The sequence below is a fragment of the Streptomyces sp. NPDC052020 genome (assembly GCF_040680575.1).
In the GTDB taxonomy this organism is placed as follows: Bacteria; Actinomycetota; Actinomycetes; order Streptomycetales; family Streptomycetaceae; genus Streptomyces.
The window spans coordinates 1-23,593 of sequence record NZ_JBFAWY010000036.1; the positions used below are offsets into that span (position 1 = coordinate 1).

Annotated in this window: 21 protein-coding genes and 1 tRNA gene; 2 read left to right on the forward strand and 20 right to left on the reverse strand. The window is 71.3% G+C overall.

Going from position 1 to position 23,593, the window contains the following annotated elements; all coding sequences use genetic code 11:
• On the reverse strand, positions 1-447 hold a 447-nt coding region (locus AB0L74_RS28245), incomplete at its 3' end, for a DUF309 domain-containing protein (RefSeq protein WP_365658252.1).
• A gap of 121 nt (positions 448-568) precedes the next feature.
• On the opposite strand from AB0L74_RS28245, the gene AB0L74_RS28250 reads away from it, so the two are divergent.
• Both AB0L74_RS28250 and AB0L74_RS28255 read left to right on the forward strand, forming a co-directional pair.
• Positions 569-642 (forward strand) — tRNA-Pro (locus tag AB0L74_RS28250).
• Between the two features lie 537 nt (positions 643-1,179).
• Positions 1,180-2,169: a LuxR C-terminal-related transcriptional regulator gene (locus AB0L74_RS28255; protein ID WP_365658255.1), complete on the forward strand. Its 990-nt coding sequence runs from the start codon at positions 1,180-1,182 to the stop codon at positions 2,167-2,169.
• 68 nt (positions 2,170-2,237) lie between these two features.
• Here AB0L74_RS28255 and AB0L74_RS28260 read toward each other — a convergent pair whose 3' ends face one another.
• The 19 genes from AB0L74_RS28260 to AB0L74_RS28350 form a co-directional block, all read right to left on the reverse strand.
• Positions 2,238-3,533, reverse strand: coding sequence for an MFS transporter (locus tag AB0L74_RS28260; RefSeq protein ID WP_365658258.1), 1,296 nt, complete (start codon positions 3,531-3,533; stop codon positions 2,238-2,240).
• A complete protein-coding gene (locus AB0L74_RS28265) occupies positions 3,530-4,747 on the reverse strand; it encodes an aminotransferase class I/II-fold pyridoxal phosphate-dependent enzyme (RefSeq protein ID WP_365658261.1) in 1,218 nt (405 codons plus the stop codon). Before AB0L74_RS28265 ends, AB0L74_RS28260 begins: the two co-directional genes overlap by 4 nt.
• 3 nt (positions 4,748-4,750) lie before the next feature.
• Positions 4,751-5,572, reverse strand: coding sequence for a 2,3,4,5-tetrahydropyridine-2,6-dicarboxylate N-succinyltransferase (locus AB0L74_RS28270; RefSeq protein ID WP_365658263.1), 822 nt, complete (start codon positions 5,570-5,572; stop codon positions 4,751-4,753).
• A 5-nt stretch (positions 5,573-5,577) separates the two neighbouring features.
• The gene (locus AB0L74_RS28275) at positions 5,578-6,873 is read right to left on the reverse strand and encodes a diaminopimelate decarboxylase (protein WP_365658266.1); all 1,296 of its coding nucleotides are present in this window, start codon (positions 6,871-6,873) and stop codon (positions 5,578-5,580) included.
• Between the two features lie 45 nt (positions 6,874-6,918).
• A complete protein-coding gene (locus AB0L74_RS28280) occupies positions 6,919-7,614 on the reverse strand; it encodes a class I SAM-dependent methyltransferase (protein WP_365658269.1) in 696 nt (231 codons plus the stop codon).
• Between the two features lie 16 nt (positions 7,615-7,630).
• Positions 7,631-9,016: a hypothetical protein gene (locus tag AB0L74_RS28285; protein ID WP_365658272.1), complete on the reverse strand. Its 1,386-nt coding sequence runs from the start codon at positions 9,014-9,016 to the stop codon at positions 7,631-7,633.
• Between the two features lie 50 nt (positions 9,017-9,066).
• Positions 9,067-10,695, reverse strand: a complete 1,629-nt coding sequence (locus AB0L74_RS28290) for a GMC family oxidoreductase N-terminal domain-containing protein (RefSeq protein ID WP_365658275.1) — start codon at positions 10,693-10,695, stop codon at positions 9,067-9,069.
• A complete protein-coding gene (locus tag AB0L74_RS28295; RefSeq protein WP_365658278.1) occupies positions 10,692-11,552 on the reverse strand; it encodes a TauD/TfdA family dioxygenase in 861 nt (286 codons plus the stop codon). The genes AB0L74_RS28290 and AB0L74_RS28295 overlap by 4 nt, the downstream gene beginning before the upstream one ends.
• Positions 11,553-11,570: 18 nt before the next feature.
• Positions 11,571-13,412: an asparagine synthase (glutamine-hydrolyzing) gene (gene asnB, locus AB0L74_RS28300; protein WP_365658282.1), complete on the reverse strand. Its 1,842-nt coding sequence runs from the start codon at positions 13,410-13,412 to the stop codon at positions 11,571-11,573.
• Positions 13,413-13,471: 59 nt separating this feature from the next.
• The gene (locus tag AB0L74_RS28305) at positions 13,472-13,642 is read right to left on the reverse strand and encodes a hypothetical protein (protein WP_365658285.1); all 171 of its coding nucleotides are present in this window, start codon (positions 13,640-13,642) and stop codon (positions 13,472-13,474) included.
• A gap of 202 nt (positions 13,643-13,844) precedes the next feature.
• The gene (locus AB0L74_RS28310) at positions 13,845-15,359 is read right to left on the reverse strand and encodes a DUF885 family protein (RefSeq protein ID WP_365658288.1); all 1,515 of its coding nucleotides are present in this window, start codon (positions 15,357-15,359) and stop codon (positions 13,845-13,847) included.
• Between the two features lie 42 nt (positions 15,360-15,401).
• The gene (locus AB0L74_RS28315; RefSeq protein WP_365658291.1) at positions 15,402-16,652 is read right to left on the reverse strand and encodes an MFS transporter; all 1,251 of its coding nucleotides are present in this window, start codon (positions 16,650-16,652) and stop codon (positions 15,402-15,404) included.
• 70 nt (positions 16,653-16,722) lie between these two features.
• Positions 16,723-17,265 (reverse strand): cupin domain-containing protein, encoded by a 543-nt coding sequence (locus AB0L74_RS28320; protein ID WP_365658295.1) that lies wholly within the window; start codon positions 17,263-17,265, stop codon positions 16,723-16,725.
• 61 nt (positions 17,266-17,326) lie between these two features.
• On the reverse strand, positions 17,327-18,538 hold the full coding sequence (locus tag AB0L74_RS28325) for an ATP-grasp domain-containing protein (RefSeq protein WP_365658298.1): 1,212 nt from the start codon (positions 18,536-18,538) through the stop codon (positions 17,327-17,329).
• A 13-nt stretch (positions 18,539-18,551) separates the two neighbouring features.
• A complete protein-coding gene (locus AB0L74_RS28330; protein WP_365658302.1) occupies positions 18,552-19,799 on the reverse strand; it encodes an ATP-grasp domain-containing protein in 1,248 nt (415 codons plus the stop codon).
• A gap of 108 nt (positions 19,800-19,907) precedes the next feature.
• Entirely contained in the window at positions 19,908-21,203 is a 1,296-nt protein-coding gene (locus AB0L74_RS28335) for a cation:proton antiporter (RefSeq protein WP_365658305.1), read from the reverse strand.
• The gene (locus AB0L74_RS28340) at positions 21,200-22,156 is read right to left on the reverse strand and encodes a BtrH N-terminal domain-containing protein (protein ID WP_365658308.1); all 957 of its coding nucleotides are present in this window, start codon (positions 22,154-22,156) and stop codon (positions 21,200-21,202) included. The genes AB0L74_RS28335 and AB0L74_RS28340 overlap by 4 nt, the downstream gene beginning before the upstream one ends.
• Positions 22,153-22,632, reverse strand: a complete 480-nt coding sequence (locus tag AB0L74_RS28345) for a GNAT family N-acetyltransferase (RefSeq protein WP_365658410.1) — start codon at positions 22,630-22,632, stop codon at positions 22,153-22,155. Before AB0L74_RS28345 ends, AB0L74_RS28340 begins: the two co-directional genes overlap by 4 nt.
• A gap of 33 nt (positions 22,633-22,665) precedes the next feature.
• Positions 22,666-23,586 carry a hypothetical protein gene (locus tag AB0L74_RS28350; RefSeq protein WP_365658311.1) on the reverse strand — a complete coding sequence of 307 codons (921 nt, stop codon included), beginning with the start codon at positions 23,584-23,586 and terminating at the stop codon, positions 22,666-22,668.
• Positions 23,587-23,593 lie beyond the last annotated feature (7 nt).

Here is a 23,593-nt window from a genome sequence, read left to right on the forward strand (position 1 = left end):
TACCAGGCGAGGGCCTCGCCGGTGACGTCGCGGCCGGCAGCGGCGGCGAGGACGTCGAGGTGGAGGGAGGGCAGACCGGCGGCGTAGAACTGGGCCCCGCCGCAGCAGCCGGCTCCCGCCCGTGGCGTTCCCGCGGGCCGCGTGCGTCAGGCCGACCGCGAGCTGGGCCAGCCCCCGCCACAGCTCCCGCTCCGCCTCGGGCCGCGACTTCCAGGCGTCCTCGAAGACCTCGTGCGCGTGGAAGGGCCTGCCCGCGTCCAGCAGCCGCTGCGCTTCGGCGATGGTGTCCCGCGGGGTCCGCACGACCCCCTCCGGCTGTCTGGCCACGCCGTCCGCCCCGTAGGGCAGCGGCCGCCCGAGCCCGTCCCGTGGCCGGGCGTTGCGCGCCCGCCCTTCGCTGTCCCGGTCCCGCGCGTCCGCCGGCCGGCCTGAGGATGTACTGCCCATGAGGCGATTGTCCCGCGCGGGCGCCCCCGCCGGTCCCGCCCGGGCCCCCTTTCGAACCCGCCGGGGGTGTGCGGTAAAGTGCTGTCCGCGCAATCACGCGGATCACCGTGTGGCGGCGCACCGGGACGTGGCGCAGCTTGGTAGCGCACTTGACTGGGGGTCAAGGGGTCGCAGGTTCAAATCCTGTCGTCCCGACTCGTGAGAGTCGCAGGTCAGGGCCGATTTCGGAGGTATCCGAAACCGGCCCTTGATCGTTTTGGGGGCCGGTTGGGGACCAGCGCTCCTCGAGGGGGTCAGCGGGTGACGACGATCGGGCTCGGGAGCGAGCGCGGGGCGCGGACCACGCTGAGGCGCGCGGAGAGCGCCGCGGCGGCGCCCGTGGTCTTGTGCGCGTCCGGAGGGAGGGGGGCGCCGCGTGGGGGTGAGCGAGCCGTGAGCGGCGACGCGTCGCGGGACGTGGGCCGGGACTCCCGCGTCCGCGAAGGTGGGAGAATCGGCGGGCGACCAGGCCACCAGCCACGTCGGCGACCGGCTCCCGAGGCGCCCGGACCCGGGGCGGCGTACCGACCGGAGCCGAACCGCGGTGAGCGCGGGCCGAGGCGGCGACCCGCCCGCGCCCCGCCCTGCGGCACGATGCTGTTGACAACCGTCCGTCCGGCGCGGCCCGGCGGAGGCGTATCACCCCACCACGACTCACCGACAACTCATTTGACGACGGACTGAGGGGGACGCATGGGTGACAAGCTGGTCAGTCCCAGCACGTTACAGCAGGTGTACAGCTATGCGCTCAACCGCGAGCGCGGGCTCGGGATCAACGCGGCCGAGCTCGCCACGGGTCTGTGCAGGACCCGCGAGGAGGCCGAGGCCGCCGTGGAGCGGCTGCTCAGCCTGGGGCTGCTGCGCGACCTGCCGGACCGGGGGTTCGCGGCGGTGCCGCCGGACGAGGCGGCCGCCGACATCCTCGGGCCGCTCGAACGCGACATGAGGACGCGCCGGTCCCGCATCGACGAGTTGCGCAGGGAACTCATGTCGTTCATGCCCGCGTTCGAGGCGAGCCTGTCCGCGCACGAGCACCGAAGCCAGTTCCAGCTCCTCGACAACCTCGCCGATGTGCGCGCCGTCATCACCGATCTCACCGACCAGTGCGAGGAGGAGATCCTCACGGCCCAGCCCGGCGGCGGACGGGAGGAGAGCGTTCTGGAGGAGGCGGCCCCCCGCGACGAGAAGGCACTGAGCCGGGGGGTCCGCATGCAGATCCTGTACCAGCACACGGCCCGCTTCAGCCAGGGCACCAGCGCCTACGTCGACCGGGTGACCCGGCTGGGCGCCCAGGTGCGTACCCTCGACGACCACTTCACCCGGCTGCTGGTCTTCGACCGGAAGGTGGCGCTGATCGCCGTTCCCGACAACCCGCACGCCGCCGCGCTCATCCGGGAGCCGCATGTGGTGGCGTTCGTCACCGGGACGTACGAGCGGCTGTGGCTGTACGCCGAGCCGTTCGCCATCAGCACCGACAGCCGGGCGGAGATCGCCGACGAGCTGAAGCAGAGCATCATCCGGCTGCTGATGGCCGGCCTGACGGACGCCTCCATCGCGTCGCGCCTGGGCATGTCCGTACGGACCTGCCGCCGCCACGTCGCCGAACTCATGACGGAGCTCGGCGCCCAGAGCCGGTTCCAGGCCGGGTACCTGCTGGCGGCCCGGGAGCGCATGCACACATGACCGCGGCCGACCGGGCAGCGCGCCGAGCCGGGCTCTCGTCGAGCAGCGCGATGCCCGGGACGCACGGTTCACCGGTCCAGCGGCCTGTGCGCGCCCTCCGGCAGCCGGAGGTACACCAGCCCGGACAGCAGGCACAGCACCGCCACGTACCAGGGGAAGGCGCCGGGCACGCGCAACTCCGTGAAGAGCGTGCCCACATACGGTGCCGTCCCTCCGAACAGTGCCACGGTGACGGAGTAGGGAAAGCCGATCCCCGCGGCGCGTACCCGAGCGGGGAAGACCTCGGCGTGCACGGCCGCGGCGATCGACGAGTAACCGGTGAGCAGCAGCAGCCCCGCGCACTGCACCCACAGCAGTGACAGGAAGGAGCCGGAGACGAGGTTCAGCAGCGGCACGCACAGCACGGCGAACCCGAACGCGAAGAACAGCAGCAGGGGCCGGCGGCCGACCCGGTCCGACAGGAGGCCGCCCAGCGGTTGCACCAGCGCGAAGAAGACCAGCGAGACGGTGCTGACCAGCAGGGAATCCGCCTTGTCGAAGCCGGCGTCGACCTGTGCGTACGTCGGCAGATACGCGGTCCAGGTGTAGAAGGCGATCGTGCCGCCCGCCGTGATGCCGCAGATCAGGGCGGACTCCCTGGGACAGGTGCGCAGCGCCTCGAACAGCCCGGGGCGGGCGTGCCGGTGCGCCTCGCCGCGGGTCTCCTGGGCGCCGCGCCGGATCCACAGCCCGACGAGGCTCATCAGCGCGCCCAGGAGGAAGGCCGCCCGCCAGCCCCACTGGTGCATGGCGCCGTCGTCGAGGCCGAACACCAGCAGCGCGGCGACGCCGGAGGCGAGCACCTGCCCGGCCGTGGCGAAGACGTAGTGGAAGCTGGAGAACAGCCCGCGCCTGCCCGGCCCGGCCGACTCCACCAGGAAGGTGGTGCTGGCCGTGAACTCCCCGCCCGCGGACATCCCTTGCAGCAGCCGGGCGACGACCAGCACGGCCGGCCCGAGCACCCCCGCCGTCGCGTAGGTGGGGGTGAGCGCCACCAGCAGGCATCCGGCGCCCATCAGCAGGATGGCCGCCGTCAGCGCGGCGCGCCGGCCGCGGCGGTCGGCGACCCAGCCCAGTACGAGTCCGCCCAGCGGGCGTGCGAAGAACCCGACCGCGAAGACGGCGAAGGCCGACAGCAGCGGCACCAGCGAGTCCCCGGCCGCCTCGGGGAAGATCTCCGCAGCGATGTAGGTGGCCAGGAAGGTGTAGATGTGCCAGTCGTACCACTCGACGACGTTCCCGGCGGCGGCCGCGGCCAGTTGGCGGCCGCCCCGGACCGGTGGCGTCCTCGTCGCGGTCTCGTCCACCGACGGCCAGTACGTCATGCCGGCTCACCCCATTCGCATGTGGCCCCGAAGGAGAGAAGTGCCTTTCTCAGGCGTGTGAGGGCGGTGCGCATCAGGACCGCGTCATGGACCAGGGCGATGCGTACGTGACCGAGGCCGGGGTTCACTCCCTCCGGCCCCTCGGCGGCGAGATAGCGGCCGGGCATGACCATGAGGGCGTGAGAGCTCCACAACCGGCGTGTCGTCTCCTCGTCGTCGCCGACGGGGAGCCAGAGGAAGAAACCCGCCTCGGCCCTGCGGTACCGGGGAAGGTCCCCGAGCGTCTCGTCCGCCAGCTCCCAGTTCTTCGCCAGCGCCGCCCGGGCCCGGGCCACATGCGTGTCGTCCGACCAGAGCGCGGTGCTCACGGCGTCGACGGGCAGGGCGCAGGAGACGCCGCACAGCCGGTTGTGGCCGGCGTAGGCACCCACGGTGCGCGGGTCACCGGCGAGGAAGCCGCTGCGCAGCCCGGGTGTCCCGGAGCGCTTCGACAGGCTGTGCAGCACCACGAAGGGCCCCGCCGCCCCACCGTCCTCCTCCACCAGGGACAGGTAGCCGGGGGCCGCCCGCCCGAGGGAGAGATCCGTGTAGCACTCGTCGACGACCAGCAGAGCCCCGGCCCGCGCGGCGATCCGCGCCACCGCGCGCAGCGTGTCCGCCGGCATGATCTCGCCCCGGGGGTTTCCGGGGTTGCACACGATCACGGCGGCGGCCCGGCCGCCCGCGGCCCGCACGGCCGCTTCGACGGGCCCGGCGTCACCGGCGTCGTACGAGGTGTAGAAGACCGGCCGGGCGCCGGCCGCTTCCGCCCCGCCGCGGTACGTCGGATAGAAGGGGTTGGGCATGACCACCGCGGGGACGCCCGTCCGGGCCCGGCGGGCGTCCGCGACGGCGAGCGAAAGAGTCACGGCCACCGCCTGCTTGGTGCCGGGGGTCGGCTCGAGGGCGAGGGTCCCGTCGGAAAGGCTGTGCCGGACGCCGAAGCGGCGCCCCAGCCACTGGCCGTACGCGGCGCGCAGCTCGGCGCTGCCGCCGAGGCGCGGATAGCGGGTCCAGCCCTCGGCCGACGCCAGGGGGGTGAAGTCGATGGCGGGCGGCGGCCCCAGGCGCGACTCCCCCAAGTGGAGCTCGACCGCGTCGAGCCCCGCAGCGGGGGGCACGCCGTGGAGCAGCGCGCGCAGGCGCGCGAAGGCACTGCGAGGTGGGCTGCTCATCGGTCAGTCTCGCACCAGCTCGTTCAGCGCGGTCCTGCCCCGCGTCCGCTCATCGGCGTACTTGACGATCACGGCCGCGTAGACGGAGAGTTCCGGCCGCCGCCGGTCGGCCCGGGAACCGGGCACCACCACGGCGTTCTCCGGCACCTCTCCGTGGAACACCTGGCCCGTCGCCCGGTCCACCACGGGTGTCGAACGGCCCAGGTATACGCCCATGCCGATCACCGCCCCGCGGCGCACCCTGACCCCCTCGGCGATCTCGCTGCGCGCACCGACGAACACATCGTCCTCGATGACGACGGGGGCGTCTCCGAGCGGTTCGAGGACACCGCCGATGCCCGCGCCCCCCGAGATGTGGCAGCGCTCGCCGACCTGGGCGCAGGAACCCACCGTCGCCCATGTGTCGATCATGGTCCCGGAGCCGATGTGGGCGCCGATGTTCACAAAGGACGGCATCAGGACCGCTCCCGCCGCGACATGGGCGCCAAAGCGCACGACGGCGCCCGGGACCACCCTGATCCTCGCCTTGCGGAAGTCGGCCTCCCGCCACCGCTCGAACTTCAGCGGCACCTTGTCGTAGCTCTTCGGCTGTCCGGCCCCGGCCTGCGCCGGTGCGTTGTCGTGGGTCCGGAACGACAGCAGGATCAGCTTCTTGACGAAGGTGTCCGTCACCCATTCCCCGTCCACGGGCCGCGCGGCCCGCAGTTCGCCGCTGTCGAGCGCGCGCAGACCGGCGTCGATATGCGGGGCGAGGGCCGACAGGTCGTCCTCGGTCAGTTCGGCACGCCGCTCGAAGGCGTCCTCGATCAGAGTCCTGTTGTGCACGCTGTTCACCTTGGTTCTCGCGTCGCTGGGGAGTGCTCGGGGCGGGCGGAGGCCGTGACCGGCACGCGCCTGGGCGGCCACCGCGCCGTCGCCAGGTAGTCCGCGAAGCCCTCCGCGCGCCGGATCTCGACGACCTCGCCGTCGTCGGTCAGGAGCAGTTCGGCCGGCCGCAGGCGCCCGTTGTAGGTGAAACCCATGGCATGCCCGTGGGCACCGGTGTCGTGGATGACCGCGAGATCCCCCTCCCGGGGGTCGGGCAGCGAGCGGTCGATCGCGAATTTGTCCATGTTCTCGCAGAGGGCGCCGACCACGTCGACCCGGGTGTGAGCACGCCCGGTCGCGAAAGGGAGGGTCAGATGGTGGTAGGCGCCGTAGAACCCGGGACGCATGAGCGCGGACATCGACGCGTCCACCCCGACGATCTCCCGGGTCTTGTGGGAACGGTTGATGACCCTGGTCACGAGCACGCCGTGCGGGCCGGTGACGTACCGGCCGCACTCCATCAGGATCCTGGGCCCTTCGCGGCCGGGGAAACAGCGCCGCAGCGCCGCCCCGACGGCGTCCGCGTACGCCTGGAAGTCGAAGGGCTTGTCCTCGGGGCGGTAGGGAATGCCCAGGCCGCCGCCCACGTTGATGTAGTCCAGCTCGATGCCGGTGGTGGCGGCGAGGCGCGCGCCGAGTTCGATGACATCGGCGGCGGCCGCGGCCGCCCGGTCGACGTCCAGTTCGTTGGCGCACATCATGCCGTGGAGGCCGAAACGCGTCACGCCCCGGCGGCGGGCCTCGCGGTAGGCGTCGGCGATCCGGTCCGCCGGCACACCGAACTTGGTGTGGGCGGCGTCACCCATGAGCGGCGAGCCGGCGGAGACGCCGTGGGGTGAGACGCGGAAGGCGACCGTGGACGGCAGCGTGCCGACCTTGTCGAAGAAGGAGCTGTCGTCGAATGTGATCAGCGCGCCCGCCGCGAGGGCGCGGTCGTACTCCGGCAGAGAGGTGTTGTTGGAGGTGAACACCACGTCGTCGCCGACGGCACCGACGTACTCGGCCAGCTCCAGCTCGACGGGCGACGCGCAGTCGAGTCCGCTGCCCTCGTCGAGCAGGAGCGACAGCACGGCGGGGTTGGGCAGGGCCTTCACCGCGAAGTACTGGCGGAAGGGACGGCCGTGGAAGGCGCGCACCATGCCGCGGTGGGTCTCGATGATCCCGCGGGCGTCATAGATGTGGAACGGCGTCCCATGGACGGCGACGATGTCATCCAGTATGGGCAGCAGTCTGCGGGCGAACCCGTCCGGTAAAGGCATCTCTCCCCCTCTCCACGGCACTCCTCGGCACCACGTTCCGCCAGGTCACGGCACGTGGGCGATGCAGATGGTGCGGTTCCGCTCCCCGCTCAGGGGCCGCCGGTAGGAGAAGTAGTAGCTCTCCACGGGAGTGAACCCGTGGGAGACGAGACTCTCCTGGAGGTAGTCCTTGGAGATGAACCAGAAGTCCTCCACCCGCTCGTGCGGCGCGAAGCCCACCCGCGGATCGGGCGGCGCGTCGTTCGAGAAGACCAGGCGCGTCCCGGACTTCAGGCGGAGGTCGGCCAGTTTGTCGAGCGCGGGCGCGATGTGCTCCTCGGGGTCGAAAAGATGGCCGAGGAATCCGTCCGCGTAGACGGCGTCGGCGTCGGCGACGTCCTCGGGCAGCAGGGTGAAGTAGTCCGCGGTGAAGGCGTCGACCCCTTTCTTCCGCGCCAGTTGGACCGCCTCCTCGTTGCAGTCGATACCGCGGACCTTCCGGTCCAGCCCGGCGAGGACGCCCTCCACGGCGGCGTTGCCGCAGCCGAGGGAGAAGATGCTCGACCCGTCCCCCGTCAGCGACATCAGCCGGCGGACCATGTGGGAGCGGTACTCGGGGACATAGGTGGAGGGAGTGACGGAGTCGTTGAAGGCCCCGCCGCTCTCCCAGATGGCGTAGATGCTGGCGGTCTCCTGTCCCACGGCGCGCTGTGTCGTGTAGTAGTCGCGGACCCGGTCCAGGTTCTGTTTCGTTCTGCTCACCTGTCTGTCTCCTTGCTCAGGCCGCGGAAGCGGCGGGGGAGTAGAGGTGTTCCTGGATGTACTCGACGGACTTGGAGGGGAGCCGGCGCAGTTCCTCGATCAGGGGGCGCAGAGGCGCCGGTGCCGCCGGGCCGAAGGTCCTGTGCAGCGCCGCCGCGGGCTCCGCCTTCCCCGCGAGCAGAGCGTCGGCCAGGACGCGGGCGAGTGAGCGCAGCCCCGCGAGGACGACCTGCGAGTCGCCCGCCAGTACCCGGCCGTGCCGCTCCTCCTTCACGGTGAGGGCGTCGAGCTGGACGAAGTACGACAGCTGGAGGAACATGCCGTCGCTGTCGGGGAAGTGACCGAGCCCGCGGTCGACATACCGCAGGCATTCCGCCAGGTAGTAGGCGATGACATCGGCCTGGGCGATGCCGAACCGCTCCGCCCACACCTCCGCGAGGATGAGGATGCCGAAGACGTCGGCCGCGATCTCCTGGAGGACCACGGAGGCCCAGCGGTCCTGGGCGTTGAGCTCCTTGAAGTCGGTCGCCGGGCGGTGGACGAAGTGCCCGAGTTCATGGCTGAGCACACCCAGGGTGGGAATGGCTGCGAACCGCTCGGCGGCGGGATCGAACTCCGCGTCGACGCGCAGGAACCGGGCGGCCAGCGGAGCCGAAATGCTCTCGAGCAGCGCCTGATGGGTGTTGCCGAAGTAGTACGTCTTCTTGAAGGGCGAGTACTTCACGCCCTCGTCCTCGGGCAGGAAGTAGGCGATGTGCTTGGGGTGGAGGTTTCCTTCTCCCGCCATGAAGAAGAGCCGCGCCGCGCCGAAGGCCGGCAGCCGGCCGAGCCGCAGGTCGGCGTGGAGACGGCGGAGATGGGCCGCGACGTCCTCCTCCGCCCTGAGCGCCTGCGACACGAAGGACTGGCGGTGTTCGTCGGCGCGGCAGGCGAAGGCGGTCGGCAGGCCCTTGACCTCCTTGCCGTACCAGGTCGACACCTGCCCCGCCACGACGGTGAACTCCTCCTCCATCCCGGCCAGTTCGCGCAGGATGTCGTCGTTGTAGCCGTCCTGTACGGCCCTGGCCCTGAGCGTGAGCGCCCGGCGGTCGGCAGCCCCGGGCAGGTGCTCGGCGATCTCGCGCATCGCCTCGGCGACGGGCCGGGGGGCGTTGAAGCGCCGGCGGGCGGGAACCCCCTTGTCCTTGACGCGCTTCCACTCCGCCTCGATCTCGTCCTTGAGGACGGCCAGGCTCCGCAGGAACGCGCCGCCGAAGTCGGGGGTGTCGCCGGCGAGGTCCAGGAAGGAGACCTCGTAGCCGTCGGTCGGCGGCCAGAACGCGCTGCGGTGGTCGCGGTACGAACCCGCCCTGCGCAGATTCGCCTCGTAGTCGAAACGGTTGACCGAGAGCTCATCGGACACGCGTATCTCCCCTTCACTCACTTCCTGGCTCAACGGTTGAGTGACCTCGGTCAGGCGCGGGACCGCTTCCTGTGGTCCTCCAGCACCATGGCGGCGCCCTTTTCGCCGATCATCATGCTGGCCGCGTTGGTGTTGCCCGAGACCATGGCCGGCATGACGGACGCGTCGATCACCCGCAGGCCCTGCACGCCGTGCACCCGCAGCCGCTCGTCGACCACCGCCATGGGGTCGTTGCCCATCCGGCAGGTGCCCACCGGGTGGTACGAGGTGTCACCGTGGGACCTCGCGTAGGCGAGCAGTTCGTCGTCGCTCTCCACCGCGCTGCCGGGCGTCAGCTCGAACGCCCGGTACGGATCGAAGGCGGGCTGTTCGACGATCCGGCGCGCGATGCGCATGCCCGCGACCAGCTTGCGGCGGTCGTGCTCCGTGTCGAGGAAACGCGGCCGGATCGCGGGGGGCGTCAACGGCTCGCGCGAGCGGATGTGGATGGAACCCCGCGACTCGGGCCGCAGGCAGTAGACGCCCACGGTCATGCCCGGCGAGGTGTCCAGTCTCCTGCGGGACGCCTGGCCGTAGCTGGCCGGCGCGAAGTGGAACTGGACGTCCGGCCGCTGCTCGGCCTGCGAGGTACGGACGAACCCGAAGCCCAGGGCGATGGGCAGACTGAGCAGACCTCGCCGGTCGCGCGCGTACGCGACGACCTCACGCGCCAGGCCCAGCCCGCGGGAGCGCTCGTTGAACGTGATCGGGCGGCGCACCCGCCATCGCAGCCGGGCCGCGAAGTGGTCCATGAAGTTCTCACCGACGCCGGGGAGGTGGTGCACCACGGGGACCCCCACGCCGCCGAGCACCTCCGCCGAGCCGATGCCGGACAGCTCCAGGAGCTGCGGGGACTGCACGGTTCCCGCGCTGACGATGACCTCACGGCCGCAGTCGGCCCGGTACTCGGCACCGCCGTGCCGGTACCGCACGCCGACACAGCGGGTGCCGTCGAACCTGAGGCCGGTGACGTGCGCCCGGGTCAGGAGCGTGAGGTTGGGGCGTCGCCGCGCGGCCTTGAGGTAGGTTCCGCCCGCCGACGAGCGCCGGCCGCCCTCGTGATTGACCTGGTAGTAGCCGAACCCTTCCTGATCACCGGAGTTGTAGTCGGGGTTCTCCGGGTAGCCCGCCTTGACGGCCGCGGTGATGAAGGTGTCGCAGAGCTCGTCGCGTTCCCTCGGCAGCCCGACGGAGATCGGGCCGGTCCGCCCGCGCCCGGCGCCTGCGATCGCCGGTGCGCGCTCCATGCTCCGGAAGTACGGCAGCACGCCCTCCCACGACCAGCCGGGGCTGCCCAGGCGCTCCCAGTCGTCGTAGTCCTGCCGCTGACCGCGTACGAAGATCATGCCGTTGATGGCGTTCGAGCCGCCCAGGAGCCGGCCCCGCGGGATGCCCACGCTGCGGCCCTCGATGGTCGGGTCGGCGTCGGTCTCGAAGCACCAGTCGTACCGGGGGTTTCCCATCAGTACCGTCTCGGCGGCGGGGATGGACAGCAGCGGACTGCGCCGCTCGTGTCCCGACTCCAGGAGCAGGACGCTGATCGCCGGGTCCTCGGTGAGGCGGCCGGCCAGCACGGACCCCGCGGCGCCCGAGCCGACGATGATGTAGTCGTGCGTCCTCATGGCGGGGCGGGCGCTCACGGAGCCGTCCCCGTCCCGGCCGAGGGCCGGCCCGCGAGAGTGGTGCGGTGCATCAGCCGCCGGTGTGCCACATGGTCGTAGTAGGTGGCCCTGTGCATCGCGCTCCGGTTGTCCCACAGGACGATGTCGCCCGGACGCCACTGGTGGCGGTAGGTGAACCGGGGCCGGACGGAGAACTCCTGGAGGAAGGTGATGAGCGGCGCGCTCTCTTCCTCCGGCATGCCCTCGATCCGCCAGGGCACATTGCCGCCGGCGTAGATGGCCTTGCGCCCGCTCTCCTCGTGGACACGGACCAGCGGCTGCGCCACGTCGACCCACTCGGCGCGCTCCTCGGGGGTCGGCGCCGGCCGGTCGGGGTAGTTGTACGGGCGCGACTGCACACGGCTGATGATGACCTTGAGGCCGTCGATGCGTTCCTTCGTCCGCTCCGGCAGGGCGTCGTAGGCGGCGACCATGTTGGCGAACCAGGTGTCGCCGCCGACGGGCGGCACCTCGCGCGCGTAGAGCATGGAGCCGACCGGCGGCTCGGTGAGGTAGTGCCCGTCGCTGTGCCAGACCCGTCCGCTGTACGCGGAGCCGATCGGCTTTCCGTCGCGCGTGAGATTCGAAAGGATCAGGATCTCGGGATGTTCGTCGTGATTGAACTGGGAGCGGGTGTAGGTGTAAATCTCACCGAACCGCTTGGTGAAGGCGATGTGCTGGGCCGGAGTCATGTCCTGGTCGCGGAAGAGCAGGACGGTCGTGTCGATCCAGGCCCGGTATATCCGGTCGAAGTCAGCATCGGAGATGTCGCCTGTCACATCGATACCGCGGACTTCGGTGCCGATACCGTCGGTGAGGGGTATCAGCTCGAGCATGGGCTCACTCCCTTTCCGTCAGCCGACCGTGACCTCGTACGTGTCGACCCAGTGGTGCATTTCGACGAGCTGAATGAGCAGGGCCGCCTGGTTCGATCCACCGGGCAGTTCCGACCGGAGCTCATTGGCACTGATCTGCCGGATGAGTTCGTTCATCCGTACCGTGTCGAACATCCAGGCCAGCGGTGATGCCTTGTCATTGACAATCCACGACGCCTCACGGATGAGGGTGTGATCATATTCCGGGTTCTGCACGTGCGGATAGGCACTCTTTTTCCGGTTCACCGTGCTCGGCGGCAGGATGTCCTTCATCGCCGCCTTCAGCAAGCCCTTTACGCCGCCACGGGACTTCATGGACCACGGAACGTTCCAGACGTATTCGACGAGGCGGTGGTCGCAGAACGGCACCCGTACGTCGAGACCGAGCGCCATGCTCATGCGCTCCTTACGGTCGAGGATCACCGCGAGAGGTCCCGACAGGCCCAGGAAGAACAACTCCCGCATCCGGGCGTTCTCCGTGTCTTCTCCGGGAAGTCGCGGCACCTCGGAAAGCAACTGCGCGTACCGGGCGCGTTCGTCCTCCCGGGGGTCGACGACGGCCTTGACGTCCGGCGAGAGATAGTCCGAGAGAGCGGGCCCGTTGCCGAGCCAGGGGAAGTGGTCGCGCCCGATCACGTCCTGCTTGAAGAAGTACGGATATCCGCCGAATATCTCGTCGGCCGCCTCACCCGTGAGGGCGACGGTGCAACCGCGCCGGATCCGCTCGAAGAGCAGGTACATCGACGCGTCGAACTGTCCCCAGCCCGGCAGGTCGCGCGCCCGCCGGGTCGCCGGGATGGCGTCCAGCAGCTGCCGCGTCGTGGCCGTCAGGGTGGTGTGGCGGCTGCCGATGAACTCCGCGGCGGCCGCCGCGTACGGCGCGTCGATGTCCGGCCGCAGCTCGGTCGCCACCCAGTGCGCGGGGTCGCTCTCGAACTGGACGCAGAACGTCTCGAGCGCCGTGCCCGGCGCCTCCCGGCGCAGGGTGCCCGTGGCCAGCGCCGCCACGGAGGTGGAGTCGATGCCTCCGGACAGCATGGCGCCCAGTGGCACCGCGGTGGTGAGCTGCCCGGCGACGGTGTCCTCCAGGAGCTCGCGCACACGGCGCGCGGTCGCCTCGAAGGAGTCGTGGTGCGGTTCGCTGCGCAGCCGCCAGTACCGCCGCCGGCTCAGCCCCCTGTCCGCGTAGGTGACCACATGGGCGGGCGGCACCTCCGCGAGGCCGGCCAGCGGCGTCTCGCCGGGCAGCGCGAGGCGGGGTTGCAGGACGAGGGGCAGGGCGGACAGGTCCATCCGCGCCCGGAAGGCCGGATGAGCCATGATCCCTTTCGGCTCGGAGGCGAAGAGAATCCCGCCGGGGTATTCGAAGTAATAGAGGGGCTTGACTCCGAGCCGGTCACGCCCCAGCAGAAGGCGCCGTTCCCGCACATCCCAGATGGCGAAGGCGAGGGCGCCGTTCAGTCTGTCGACGAATTCGCTTCCCCAGGTCAGGAAAGCCTTTCCCAGGATTTCGGCGGTGGAGCGGGTTTCCAGCCGGGCCCCCGCACTCTCGAGAGCCCGGATCACTTCACCGGAGTTGTACAGCTCGCCGGCATGAGCGACCACCGCGGTCCCCTTGCCGGTCTCGACGCGCAACGGCTCGGAGGCGCTCGACGTGCGGGACGTCGCCAGCCCCCGGTGGCCGAGACCGGCGGTGCGCGACACCCAGACCCCCTTGGTGTCGGGGCCGCGATGCCGCATCGTCTCCGTCATCCGCTGGAGTACGTCCTCGTGTTTTTCGAGATCACGATGGAAATCGACCCAGCCCACCAGGCCACTCATTCGATCACGTCCTAGGTAAGCGGTGCGTGTTCAGGTCCGGACCGGTCATCGTCCGGTGATCAGCCCCAGCCTGTGTCGTGGACATCGCCGAGCACCGCTCTGCCGAAGCCGGTGCCGCCCAGATGTGCCGAGGCGACACTGCCCCAGCCGGTGTCCGTACGCGGACGAGTCGAGGACCTTTCCTCCGGCAGCGTTCCTGCCACGCCCAGGGAAATGGCTGCTGCCGTCATGGACCCCACGAAAGCCTTGCCGTAGTGCATCAGAGCACCGACCCCTTACGCATTCGGTCGTTCGATCGACATGCATTACATTGTCAGATCGCGCATGCCCATTGCCTCGTGACCATGAATCAGCAAGCTGCATGGCAGCATGATGACCGGCGAAAGTAGGGCAGCAAATCAGTACATACGGGCTGCCGCCTTCTTACGATCTTCAGCCCGCGAGATCACCGGTCACCGCCCGTTCGAGCAGCCCGACGGGAGGCATGCCGAGGGCGAACAGGGCGTCGTGGAACCGCCGGTGGGTGTAGCCGCCGCCCCAGCGGTCCCGCGCGAGACCGCGTACCCGCTGGATCTCCAGCTTGCCGAGGGTGTACCGCCCGTACGTCGGATCGACGGTGCCGCGCCGGGCCTCGCCGAGCGCGGCCGTACCCCGCAGGAAGGCGTCGGACGCGAACCGCGCCGCCGCCTCCTCGACCGACAGGGACCCGGTGTGCAGCCCGATCGAGCAGGCCAGCCGGGTCACGCGCAGCAGCGCCTCCACGGCCATCCCGATGACGTACAGCGGGTCGCCCCGGCGGAAGCGCTCCTCCGCGTAGAGCTCCTCGGCGTAGTGGGCCCACCCCTCGACGAACGCCGGGGACTCCAAGGCCCGGCGTACGTCGCTGTCCAGTGCGCGCAGCGCCCGGCCGTGCGCGTAGTGGCCGGGGGTCACCTCGTGCACGGTGATCGCGGGAAGGGACGCGCGGCTGAAGACCGCCAGCCACTCCTCGGCCTCCTGCGCCGACCAGGCGGGATCGGGCGGGACGATGTAGTACCAGCTCGGCGCGTCCGCTTCGTACGGTGCCGACCACGACATCATCGCCTGGGCGAACGCGCGTGACGCCGGCGCCGGCCCGACCTCGCACCGGCCTCCGGGGTCGCCGATCAGGTCCTTCTCCACGGCGAAGGCGGTGACCTCCTCGATCAGGGCGGAGGCCGTGGCGAAGACGCCTTCGGCCGTGACCGGATGGTCACGCAGCAGGACCGGTACCACGTCCGCCGCCTTCTCGCCGGGGGCGTACCGCGCCACCGCCTCGTCGAGGACGGCCCGCAGCCGGTCCCTCTCGCGCTCGGCCGTCTCCGTCAGCCCGGCGATGTCGAAGCCGAGCCCTTCTCCCGCCCCGAGCAGCCGGAGGAACAGACCCGCTCCGAGCGCCGCCGACGGTGCACCGCCGCGGGCGGCCGCCTCCACATGGGCGGCGAAACGGCCCACCGCGGCGAGCGCCCCGGGGTCCTCGACACCCGCCGCCAGGCCGCGGACCGCCGGCAGCGAGGCCGCGGCCACCGGCGCGGGGACCCGGTCGAGGGCCGCCAGGGCGTTGTCGACGGCGTCCGGCCATGACCGCAGATGGCGCTCCCGGGCCCGGCGGCGCTCCCCGGCGGGCGCGTACTCCCGGTCATAGCAGGCGAGGTCCATGGCCGCGACGTGCACGAGCGGGTCGCGGCGGTGCACCTCGGCCTCCGCGAACCGGGCACGCAGCCCGTCCTCGTGGATCTCCAGCACGGCGGCGTCGAACGGGTCGTCGGGGAGCGGGCCGCGTCCCAGCCGGCCCAGGGCGGCGGCGACCCCGCCGGGGGAGAGGTCCTGGACCTCGCCGTCGTATTCGTGGAGCCCGACGTACTCACGCGCCTTGGCGAAGTCGAGCTCGACGGCGCGGCGGACGCGGGCCTGTGCGAGGCCGGCCACGGTTGCCACCTTTCTTCTCCGGGGCTTTCGGGGGGCCGCCCGTCACGGGCTGTGCGCCGGTGCGGCCGGGTCGGGCACGCGGGGGTTGACCACGGCGTCGCGGACGTAGAGCACGCCGAGGAGTCCGGGCGCGCCGGCCAGTACGGACATCACGAGGACCATCGCGGTGTACCGGCCCGAGTCCAGCAGCGGACCGGCGATCATCGAGCCGACCGGCAGGGCGCTGAGCATCAGCGTGCGCATCAGGGTCATGGTGCGGCCGCGCAGCGCCTCGGGGGTGCGCTGGTACCGCACCGCCTGCGAGGACACGGTCAGCATCGCCGCGGGCACGCCGCAGATCACCTGGCCGGTGAGCACCCACACCGGATGCGCGCCGAGAAGCAGCAACAGGCCGCCGCCGGCGACCAGTTGCAGCAGCCCGATGCGCAGCATGGGGCGCACCGCGGGCCGGGCCACGCCGGCGATGACCGATCCGGTCAGCTCGGCACAGGCCAGCACACCGACCAGTACGCCGAGCATGGTGGCACCGCCGGGCAGCCGCTCGTGCGCGAGCCACGGCTGCGCCACGATGAGCATGCCCATGGCCACATTGAAGGTCGTGAACGCGATGGTGATGGTCAGCAGCACCCGGTCGGTGCGGACGAGCCTGACGACCGGGGCCCAGTGGCCGCGCCCGGCCGCGGAGCCGTCACCCCCGGGCTGCGCCGGCCTGTCCAGCCGGGCCTTCATGGTGAGCACGGCCAGGGCGAAGGCGAAGTAGCTCGCCGCGTCCACGGCGAGCACCCAGTTCACGCCGATCAGCGGGATCAGCGCTCCTCCCACCATCGGTCCCAGCAGCCCCGCCGCGTTGGTGGCCACGGACTCCAGCGCGATGGCCGTGCTCAGATGCCGCTGCGGCACCAGGTCCGGGATGACGGTGGGGATGATGCCGATGGGCAGGATCTTGAGCGCGCCGTAGACGACGGCGACGACGTACAGGTGCCACAGGGCGAGCAGGTCCGCGACCGCGAGGACCGGCACGGCCAGCATCACCACACCGCGCACGGCGGAGTCGGACACCAGGAGCCACCGTCGGGAGAACCGGTCGACGATCTTGCCGGCCAGCAGGCCGCCGACGACGACCGGGGCGAAGTAGCACAGGCCCAGGAGGGTCAGGGCGCCCGCCCCGCCGACGGTCACGGCGAGCCACGACATGGCGATCCAACTCGCCCCGTCGCCCACCAGACTGATCACCGCGCCCAGCCACAGCTTGCGGTAGTCGGCGATGCGCAACACGGTCAGATAGGCCCTCAACGCCTCTCTCCTTCCCCTCCCTCACCCTCCCCGTTCCGGTCCGCGGCGGGCGGCCGGCGGACCGCCGGGATCAGGGCTCCCGCCGGGCGCCGATCCCCACGAAACACATCAGGGCCGGCTTGTCCCCCCGGTTGTGCCAGGCGTGACGGGTCCCCTGCTGCACGACGCAGGTGCCGGGCGTCAGCAGGACCTCCCTGCCGCCGTCCACCTCCAGGTACAGCTCGCCCTCCAGGCAGATGCCGTAGTCGAGTGTGTCGGTGGTGTGCATGCCGGACCCGCCGGGTTCCATCACGTCCAGCAGCCCGGGCAGCTTCTCGGCGGCCTCGGCCGCGAGTTCGTCCGGATCGCCCAGCGGCTCGGGGATGGACGACTGCGGCGCGTAGCGCGCGAGGAGCAGGCGCGTACCACCCGTACCGGCGAAGAAGGGAAGGAGCGTGGGCGGCCGCGGTGTGGTGCCGACCACGGCACCGCCGTCCTCGGTGCCCCACAGGAGGTAGAACTCCGAGCCGGGGACGGCCCCCACGGTGATCGGCCGCGCCGGCTCGTCCGCGGCGATCACGGAGGTGCCGTCGGGCCTGCGCTCGGTGACGACGAGGCGGGGGCGCAGGGTCATCGCTGTCGGCTCCTCGGCGTACGGGGAAGGGCGGGAAGGCGGACGGTCGACCGGTGCCGGATCACGCGCCGTCTCCGGGTTCGACCCTCACCGACGCGAACAGGCCGGTGAGGAAGCGCTCCAGGACCGGTTCCGGGGCGGGCCCGATCACGCCCGCGAGCGGCACGTCGGAGTCCGCGTAGGTGATCGCGGCCTTGACCGGCTCATCGGCCCCGCGCTGCACCCAGCGCCACACCACCGGGTCGTCCCGGAAGGCCTTCTCGCCGCTGATCCGGCAGTAGCGGGACCCCAGGGTGTGCCCGGGGAAGACGAACCAGCCGTACCTCTCGCCGGGGCGCGGCACCCGCGCCGCCGGCCGTCCGCCGGACCCGTCGACCAGCAGCCGCACCTGGGCCGACGGCATGCGCACCCCGGTGGCCAGCTCGAAGGTGTCGACCACGTCGGCGCCGCCGAAGCGCGCGCCCACCTCCAGGAAGACCGGTCCCTCGGGCGTCTCGATCGCCTCGAGGTGGAACGGGCCGTCCTCGATGCCGACCGCGCGCAGGCAGCGCAGGGTCCAGTCGACCACCTCGGGCGCCGTGTCCGTCTGCACCGAGCCCAGCGGCCTGCCCTCGGCGAACCCCAGGCAGGTGCCGACGTAACGGCTCGTCTGGACGGCGACCGGCGCGCCGGCCGCCAGCACCCCGTCGACGTGGATGATGGGGCCCGACACGAACTCCTCGATCTCGAACTCCTCGACGGCCACCGGGGGGTCGGCCCGGCGGACCGCGTCGAGCGCGTCGGCGACCGTCGAATGGGTGGAGATGCCCTCGCTCGACGCGCCCGCCAGCGGCTTGAGCACCGTCCGCCCGCGCCAGGGCACGGAGTCCGGGCCGCCGGCGAGGACGCGGGGCAGCGCGGCGAACCGCGGCACGCGCAGCCCCGCCGCCGCGACCGCCGCCTTCATCAGGACCTTGTCCCTGGCCGGCAGCGTCTCGCGCTCGCCGGGGCCGGGAACGCCCAGCGCCTCGCGCACCCGGGCCGCCGGAAGCAGGTCGTACTCGGACAGGGCGATGACCAGATCGGGCCTGGGCAGACCGGCCACGGCCGTGAGGACCTCCCGCGCGGTGTCGCCGGTCCCGGGGCGTTCCAGGCGGCGGGCCCGCACCCCGGCCGGAAGGGTGGCGAGCCGGTCGGGTGCGCTGACGTATGTGACGTCGTGCCGGTCGTGGTCGATGTTCTCGGCGTAGTGGACGAACGAGTCCGGGACGCGGTGCAGGACGAGGATGCGCATGGCCGCTCTCTCCCTACTCGCCCGCCGCGGCGACGGAGAGCCGGAGCGCGGCCTGTGCGTGGTCGAGCGCGGCGCGGCAGAGCTGCTCGTTCCGCGCCACCGCGGTCGCGAGCGCGATCCGCCCGTCGATGAGGCCCTTGCGCGGCGGGGACACGATGTCTCCGGGGCCGGCCAAGGGCTGGAGCAGGTCGGTCTCGGGGGGCAGCGCGGACCGGTCGAAGTCCACGGACTCGATGAGCGTGTCGTTGGCCGGCGGGTAGAAGAACCGCACACCGGCGCAGTCCGCCGCGGACGCCGTCGTCGTCGGCTCCACACCGCAGGCCGCGTCGGAGGCCGCGAGACCGGGGTCCACGCCGGTGGCGCGCATGCCGAGGTACGGGATGAGGTCGCCGCCCAGGCGCCCGTTGACCTCGACGAGCTTCGGGCCGTCCGACGTGAGTTTGAGCTCCGTGTGCGTCCAGCCGTCCGTGCAGCCGAGGGCCGCGTGGATGCCGCTCAGCACCCGGAGCAGCCCGGGGTCCGACAGCAGCGGGTCCGCGCCGCTCACCAGGTGGCCGGTCTCCTCGAAGTACGGCGCGAAGCCGATCTCCTTCCGGCCCACGAAGAGGGGCGTCACCCGGCCCCGGAACACCACCGAGTCGACGCTGATCTCCGGGCCTTCGAGGTACTCCTCGACCAGGACGGCCTGTTCGAACACCGGTGTGTGCGGGACCGGGACGTCCCGGGTGGCGGTGAACTGGTCGGCCAGCTCGGCCGCGTCGCGCACCAGCACCACGCCCTGGCTCCCGCCGGCGGCGCGCGGCTTGAGCACCACCGGGTAGCCCAGCTTGTCGGCGGCGGCGAGCGCCTCGTCGAGATCGCCGACGACTTCGAACGCGGGCTGCGGCAGGCCCTCGGCGGCCAGCGCGGTGCGGGTCGCGAACTTGTCGCGGCAGCGCCGCACGGCCGCCGCCGGTGTCCCGGGCAGGCCGAGGGCCTCGGCGACGACAGCCGCCTGGACGATGTGTTCCTCGTGCCAGCTCATCACTCCCGCGACCGGCTGCTGTGCCGCGATCCGCCGCGCGGCCGCCAGCACGGAGGCCGCGCCCGTGTCGGGCACCACGGTGGAGCCCGCGAGGTAGGGCAGCTCCCAGTCGGCGGCGACGGAGTCGATCAGGTGCACGCGGTAGCGGGTGGATATCGAGCTCAGCAGGTACTCGCGGTAGCGACGTAATCCGCTGGTGATCACGAGCAGCAGGGGCTTGTCGTCCGGTCGCGTCATTCGCAGGTTCCTCGGGAGGGCCCCAGGGGGCCGACGGCGGTTCCGACTTCACGAAGCGGTACGGGGGTTCACCGGCACCAGGGTGCCAGACGAGGGGTACGGCGCCAGTCACCCCGGGCGATCACCATGCTGCATGGCAGCATGATGACCGGCGGACGTAAGGCCATGAATCGCCCCGTCCGGTGGTCCGGCCCGGTCCTGCGCGCCCTTCCCCAGGAGCCACAGCAGCAGCGGCCCCGTCATGGCGGTCGTGACCACGGCCATGACGACGAAGAGCGAGTAGAGCCTCTCGTCCAGGAGCCCGGCCTCCAGGCCGACGCTCAGCGCGATGAGTTCGGTCAGGCCCCTGGTGTTCATGAGGGTCGCGAGCACGGCCGAGCCCCGGGACGGCAGTCCCTGCGAGCGGGCGGCGATCCACGTACCGGCGAACTTACCGGTGACCGCGACGCACATGATCAGGGCGAGCTCCCACAGACCGGACGAGCCGATCCGGGAGAGGTCGACCTTCAGCCCGGCGACGATGAAGTACACCGGCAGCAGCAGCCTGGTCATGTGTCCGGTGCGCCGCAGCAGGTCCTCCCGCGTCGGCGCGTGTTCGCGGCGGGGCATGACCAGACCGAAGAGGAACGCCCCGATCACGAAGTGCAGTCCGAGGAACTGGGTGACGGCGGCGGACACCAGCGCCCCCGGCAGCACGACGGCGAAGAGCCCCGCGGACAGGCCCCGCTCGTCGCGGCCGCGGGCGAGGACGCGCCGCAGCAGGGGTCTGACGCACACGATGAGCACCACCGCGTACGGGACGACGAGCAGCACCCGCCAGTGGTTCTCGTGGCTGCCGCCCACCAGGGTCTGGACGGCGGCGAGCGTGAGCCACGCGGCGAGGTCGCAGATCGCCGCCGTGGAGAGGGCGACCGACCCCAGCCACGTCCCGTTCATGCCGCGGTCGGTGAGGATGCGCGCCAGGACGGGGAAGGCCGTGACGGAGACCGCGACCCCGATGAAGAGCATGAACGCCGGCCGGTGGGCGGGCTCGTGCTCGCGCAGGAGCACCAGCGCGAGCGGCAGTCCCAGCGCGAACGGCACCAGCGTGGAGCCGATGACGGTGGCCCCGGCGATCCGCCCGGAGCCCCGCAGTCTGCCGAAGTCGAACTCCATGCCGACGACGAACATGAACAGCACCAGCCCGAGGTTGGCCAGCGCGCCGAGGTGGGGCCGTACGTCCAGCGGGAAGAGCGCGAGGGCGATCGCCCCGTCGAAGAAGGTGGGGCCGACCAGGATGCCGCCGACGATCTCCCCGATGACTGCGGGCTGGCCGAGCATACGCGCGATCCGGCCGGCTCCGTGCGCCACCGCCAGGATGAGCGCCAGATCGGCGAGGAGGATCGCCGCCTGTAACTCGGTCACACCCGCCCCCGGGCAGCGGTCACGGCCTTCAGCCGGCGCACCAGTTCCTCCTCGGCGTCCCTCAGCTCGCGGCACACGGCCGTCAAGCGGTCCAGGTCCACGGTGCCGGTGACCTTGCCGAGCAGCAACTGACCGTGTACGCCGGCGGCCTGGCGCACGATGCGGCCGAGCCCGTCCTCGGCCGCGGGATCGCCCGCCGTCCGCCGCGTGTAGGCCAGCAGGGCGGTGCGCGACCCCTGATAGAGCCCGAAGGCGTCGTGCAGGGAGGCGATGGCGTGCTCCGGCGCGGTCCACGGGCAGGAGACGATGTCCGCCACCGCCGTCAGCAACCGGTGGCTGTCCTCGTACGTCTCGAGGAGTTCCGCGAAGGCCCGGCGCGCTCCGTGCTCGGCCGCCTCGGCGTCGGCCTCCCGGATCGTGAAGTACCTGATCCGCCGCACTTCACCGTGGTCGTAGCTGTCGGCGATCACCTGCTCGGGGTAGGTGTACCGGCACAGCACGCTCGCCGGGTTGTCGTCGAGGATCCGCCACCGGGCCGTGTCCGCGTCGTACCCCGTGAGGACGATCGTGTGGGTCAGGTGCCGCGTGCGGTACTCGGGGCAGTGGGGCCAGTAGTAGACGTCCCCGACCAGGATCGCGTAACCCTCGCGGTGCACGATGTCCCGCACGAAGGACCGGGCTTCGGCGTAACTGCCGAAGGACTCCTCCTCCGCGGTGACGCCGATCCTCGCCAGGTTCTCGGGGGCGAGGAGCCCGCTCGCGAAGTCGTACTTGGGGCGCCGCTCCCGGACGACCTGCCGCAGGATCTCGTCCGTACTGATCAGGCAGGAGTGGAAGAGGAGGGGGATGTGCGGTACCCGCTCCGCCAGCATGACCAGGGACTGGCGCTGGTAGCAGTTCAGGAACAGTCTGCTGTACAGCTCGCCGTCGTAAGGGTAGAGGGCGTTCCTCACCGGTCGTGCCCCTCGGGCTCGCGCAGCAGTCTCGTCATGAAGACGCTGTTGGGGTCCTCGGTGTAGTCGCCGAAGGGCGGGCAGGGCTCGAAGCCGAACTTCGCGTACAGGGCGCGCGCCGGGGCGAAGAAGTCGGCCGAGCCGGTCTCCAGGCTCAGCCGGGAGAACCCCATTTGCCGTGCCTCGGCGATGATGTGCGTGAGCATCATGGAGGCGATGCCGCTCCGCTTCCGGGACGCGGCCGTGCGCATCGACTTGATTTCCGCGTGGTCGGGGTCGAGCGCCTTGATGGCACCGCATCCCACCACCGCGCCGCCGTCCCGCACCGACCAGAAGGTGACCTCGGGTTTGCGCAGCCCCTCGAGGCCCAGCGCGTGCTTGCTCTCCAGGGGCGTGATGGCCCTCATCTCCCGCACGTGCTCGTCGAGGAACGCGATGATTTCGGGACCCGAGAGGTCATCCAGCGTGATCTGCACCATGACACCTTTCTTCTGGTTGGTAGGGCGGCGTCAGACGGCCGTGAGCAGACCGCACGCGAAGAACCCCGGTGCCGATGCCTGGGCCAGGTAGGTGTCCCCGGCACGGATTCCGGTCCTGTCGCGGTGGTCGGCAAGGTTGATCATCCAGTCGCAGTTGCCGCAGTGCCCATAGTCCCGGAGTGTGTCGGTGAAGTGCAGGGTTTTCCGGCTCAGGCCGGCGATCGTCGCGTTGAACAGCGCCACGGGCTGGTACAGGTTCGTCGGGAACACCTTCGTGACGTCCGTCAGCCGTGCCCCGCTCTCCTGCAACACCTTCGCCAGCGCCGCCTGCGCCACCTTCTGCCTCGACACGAACGAGTCGCGTCCGGCGAGCCCCGCCTGGTCGACCTGGACCGCCGCCGACGCCAGGCGCAACCGGCCGGCTCCGCCCCGGCTGATCAGACAGCTCGTGACCGCGTCGCTGAACAGGGCGAACGGTCTGACACGGTCGGTGTCGTCGGGCGTGAAGTCCAGCGCGACCAGGACGACATGCCTGACCTGCTCGTCGGCGAAGAGGTCCCAGCCGTACCGGAGTGCCGACAGGGAGCCGCAGCACTGCTGGAAGGAGACCACGGCCGGAACGCAGTCGGTCATGCCCAGCCGGCCGAGGACCGTGGCGGCGAAATCCGGTCCGAGCGAGGCCAGCCGCGCGTCGCTGGTCGCGAAGACGAGGTGGTCGACGTCCGCCGGTTCCACGCCCCGGTCGCTCAGGGTGTCCCGTACGCAGGCGACGACGTACTCCTCGACCGGGCGGGACATCGCCCGGAACGTGCCGCACCCCATGGACGCGAAGTCGGTGTCCGGCGCGACCGACCGCCACAGCGTGTCGAAGTCCGGGATGTCGTGCGGCACGCGCCGCAGATCACCGAACACACACGCGAACGAGCCGATGCCGACGTCCGTGTAACGCAAGGTCGTT

Bases quoted from the DNA above. Each gene is read 5' to 3' on its own strand.
- AB0L74_RS28255 (WP_365658255.1), top strand. From the start codon at position 1,180: ATGGGTGACAAGCTGGTCAGTCCCAGCACGTTACAGCAGGTGTACAGC.
- AB0L74_RS28260 (WP_365658258.1), bottom strand. From the start codon at position 3,533: ATGACGTACTGGCCGTCGGTGGACGAGACCGCGACGAGGACGCCACCG.
- AB0L74_RS28265 (WP_365658261.1), bottom strand. From the start codon at position 4,747: ATGAGCAGCCCACCTCGCAGTGCCTTCGCGCGCCTGCGCGCGCTGCTC.
- AB0L74_RS28275 (WP_365658266.1), bottom strand. From the start codon at position 6,873: ATGCCTTTACCGGACGGGTTCGCCCGCAGACTGCTGCCCATACTGGAT.
- AB0L74_RS28295 (WP_365658278.1), bottom strand. From the start codon at position 11,552: ATGCTCGAGCTGATACCCCTCACCGACGGTATCGGCACCGAAGTCCGC.
- asnB (WP_365658282.1), bottom strand. From the start codon at position 13,412: ATGAGTGGCCTGGTGGGCTGGGTCGATTTCCATCGTGATCTCGAAAAA.
- AB0L74_RS28305 (WP_365658285.1), bottom strand. From the start codon at position 13,642: ATGACGGCAGCAGCCATTTCCCTGGGCGTGGCAGGAACGCTGCCGGAG.
- AB0L74_RS28320 (WP_365658295.1), bottom strand. From the start codon at position 17,265: ATGACCCTGCGCCCCCGCCTCGTCGTCACCGAGCGCAGGCCCGACGGC.
- AB0L74_RS28325 (WP_365658298.1), bottom strand. From the start codon at position 18,538: ATGCGCATCCTCGTCCTGCACCGCGTCCCGGACTCGTTCGTCCACTAC.
- AB0L74_RS28330 (WP_365658302.1), bottom strand. From the start codon at position 19,799: ATGACGCGACCGGACGACAAGCCCCTGCTGCTCGTGATCACCAGCGGA.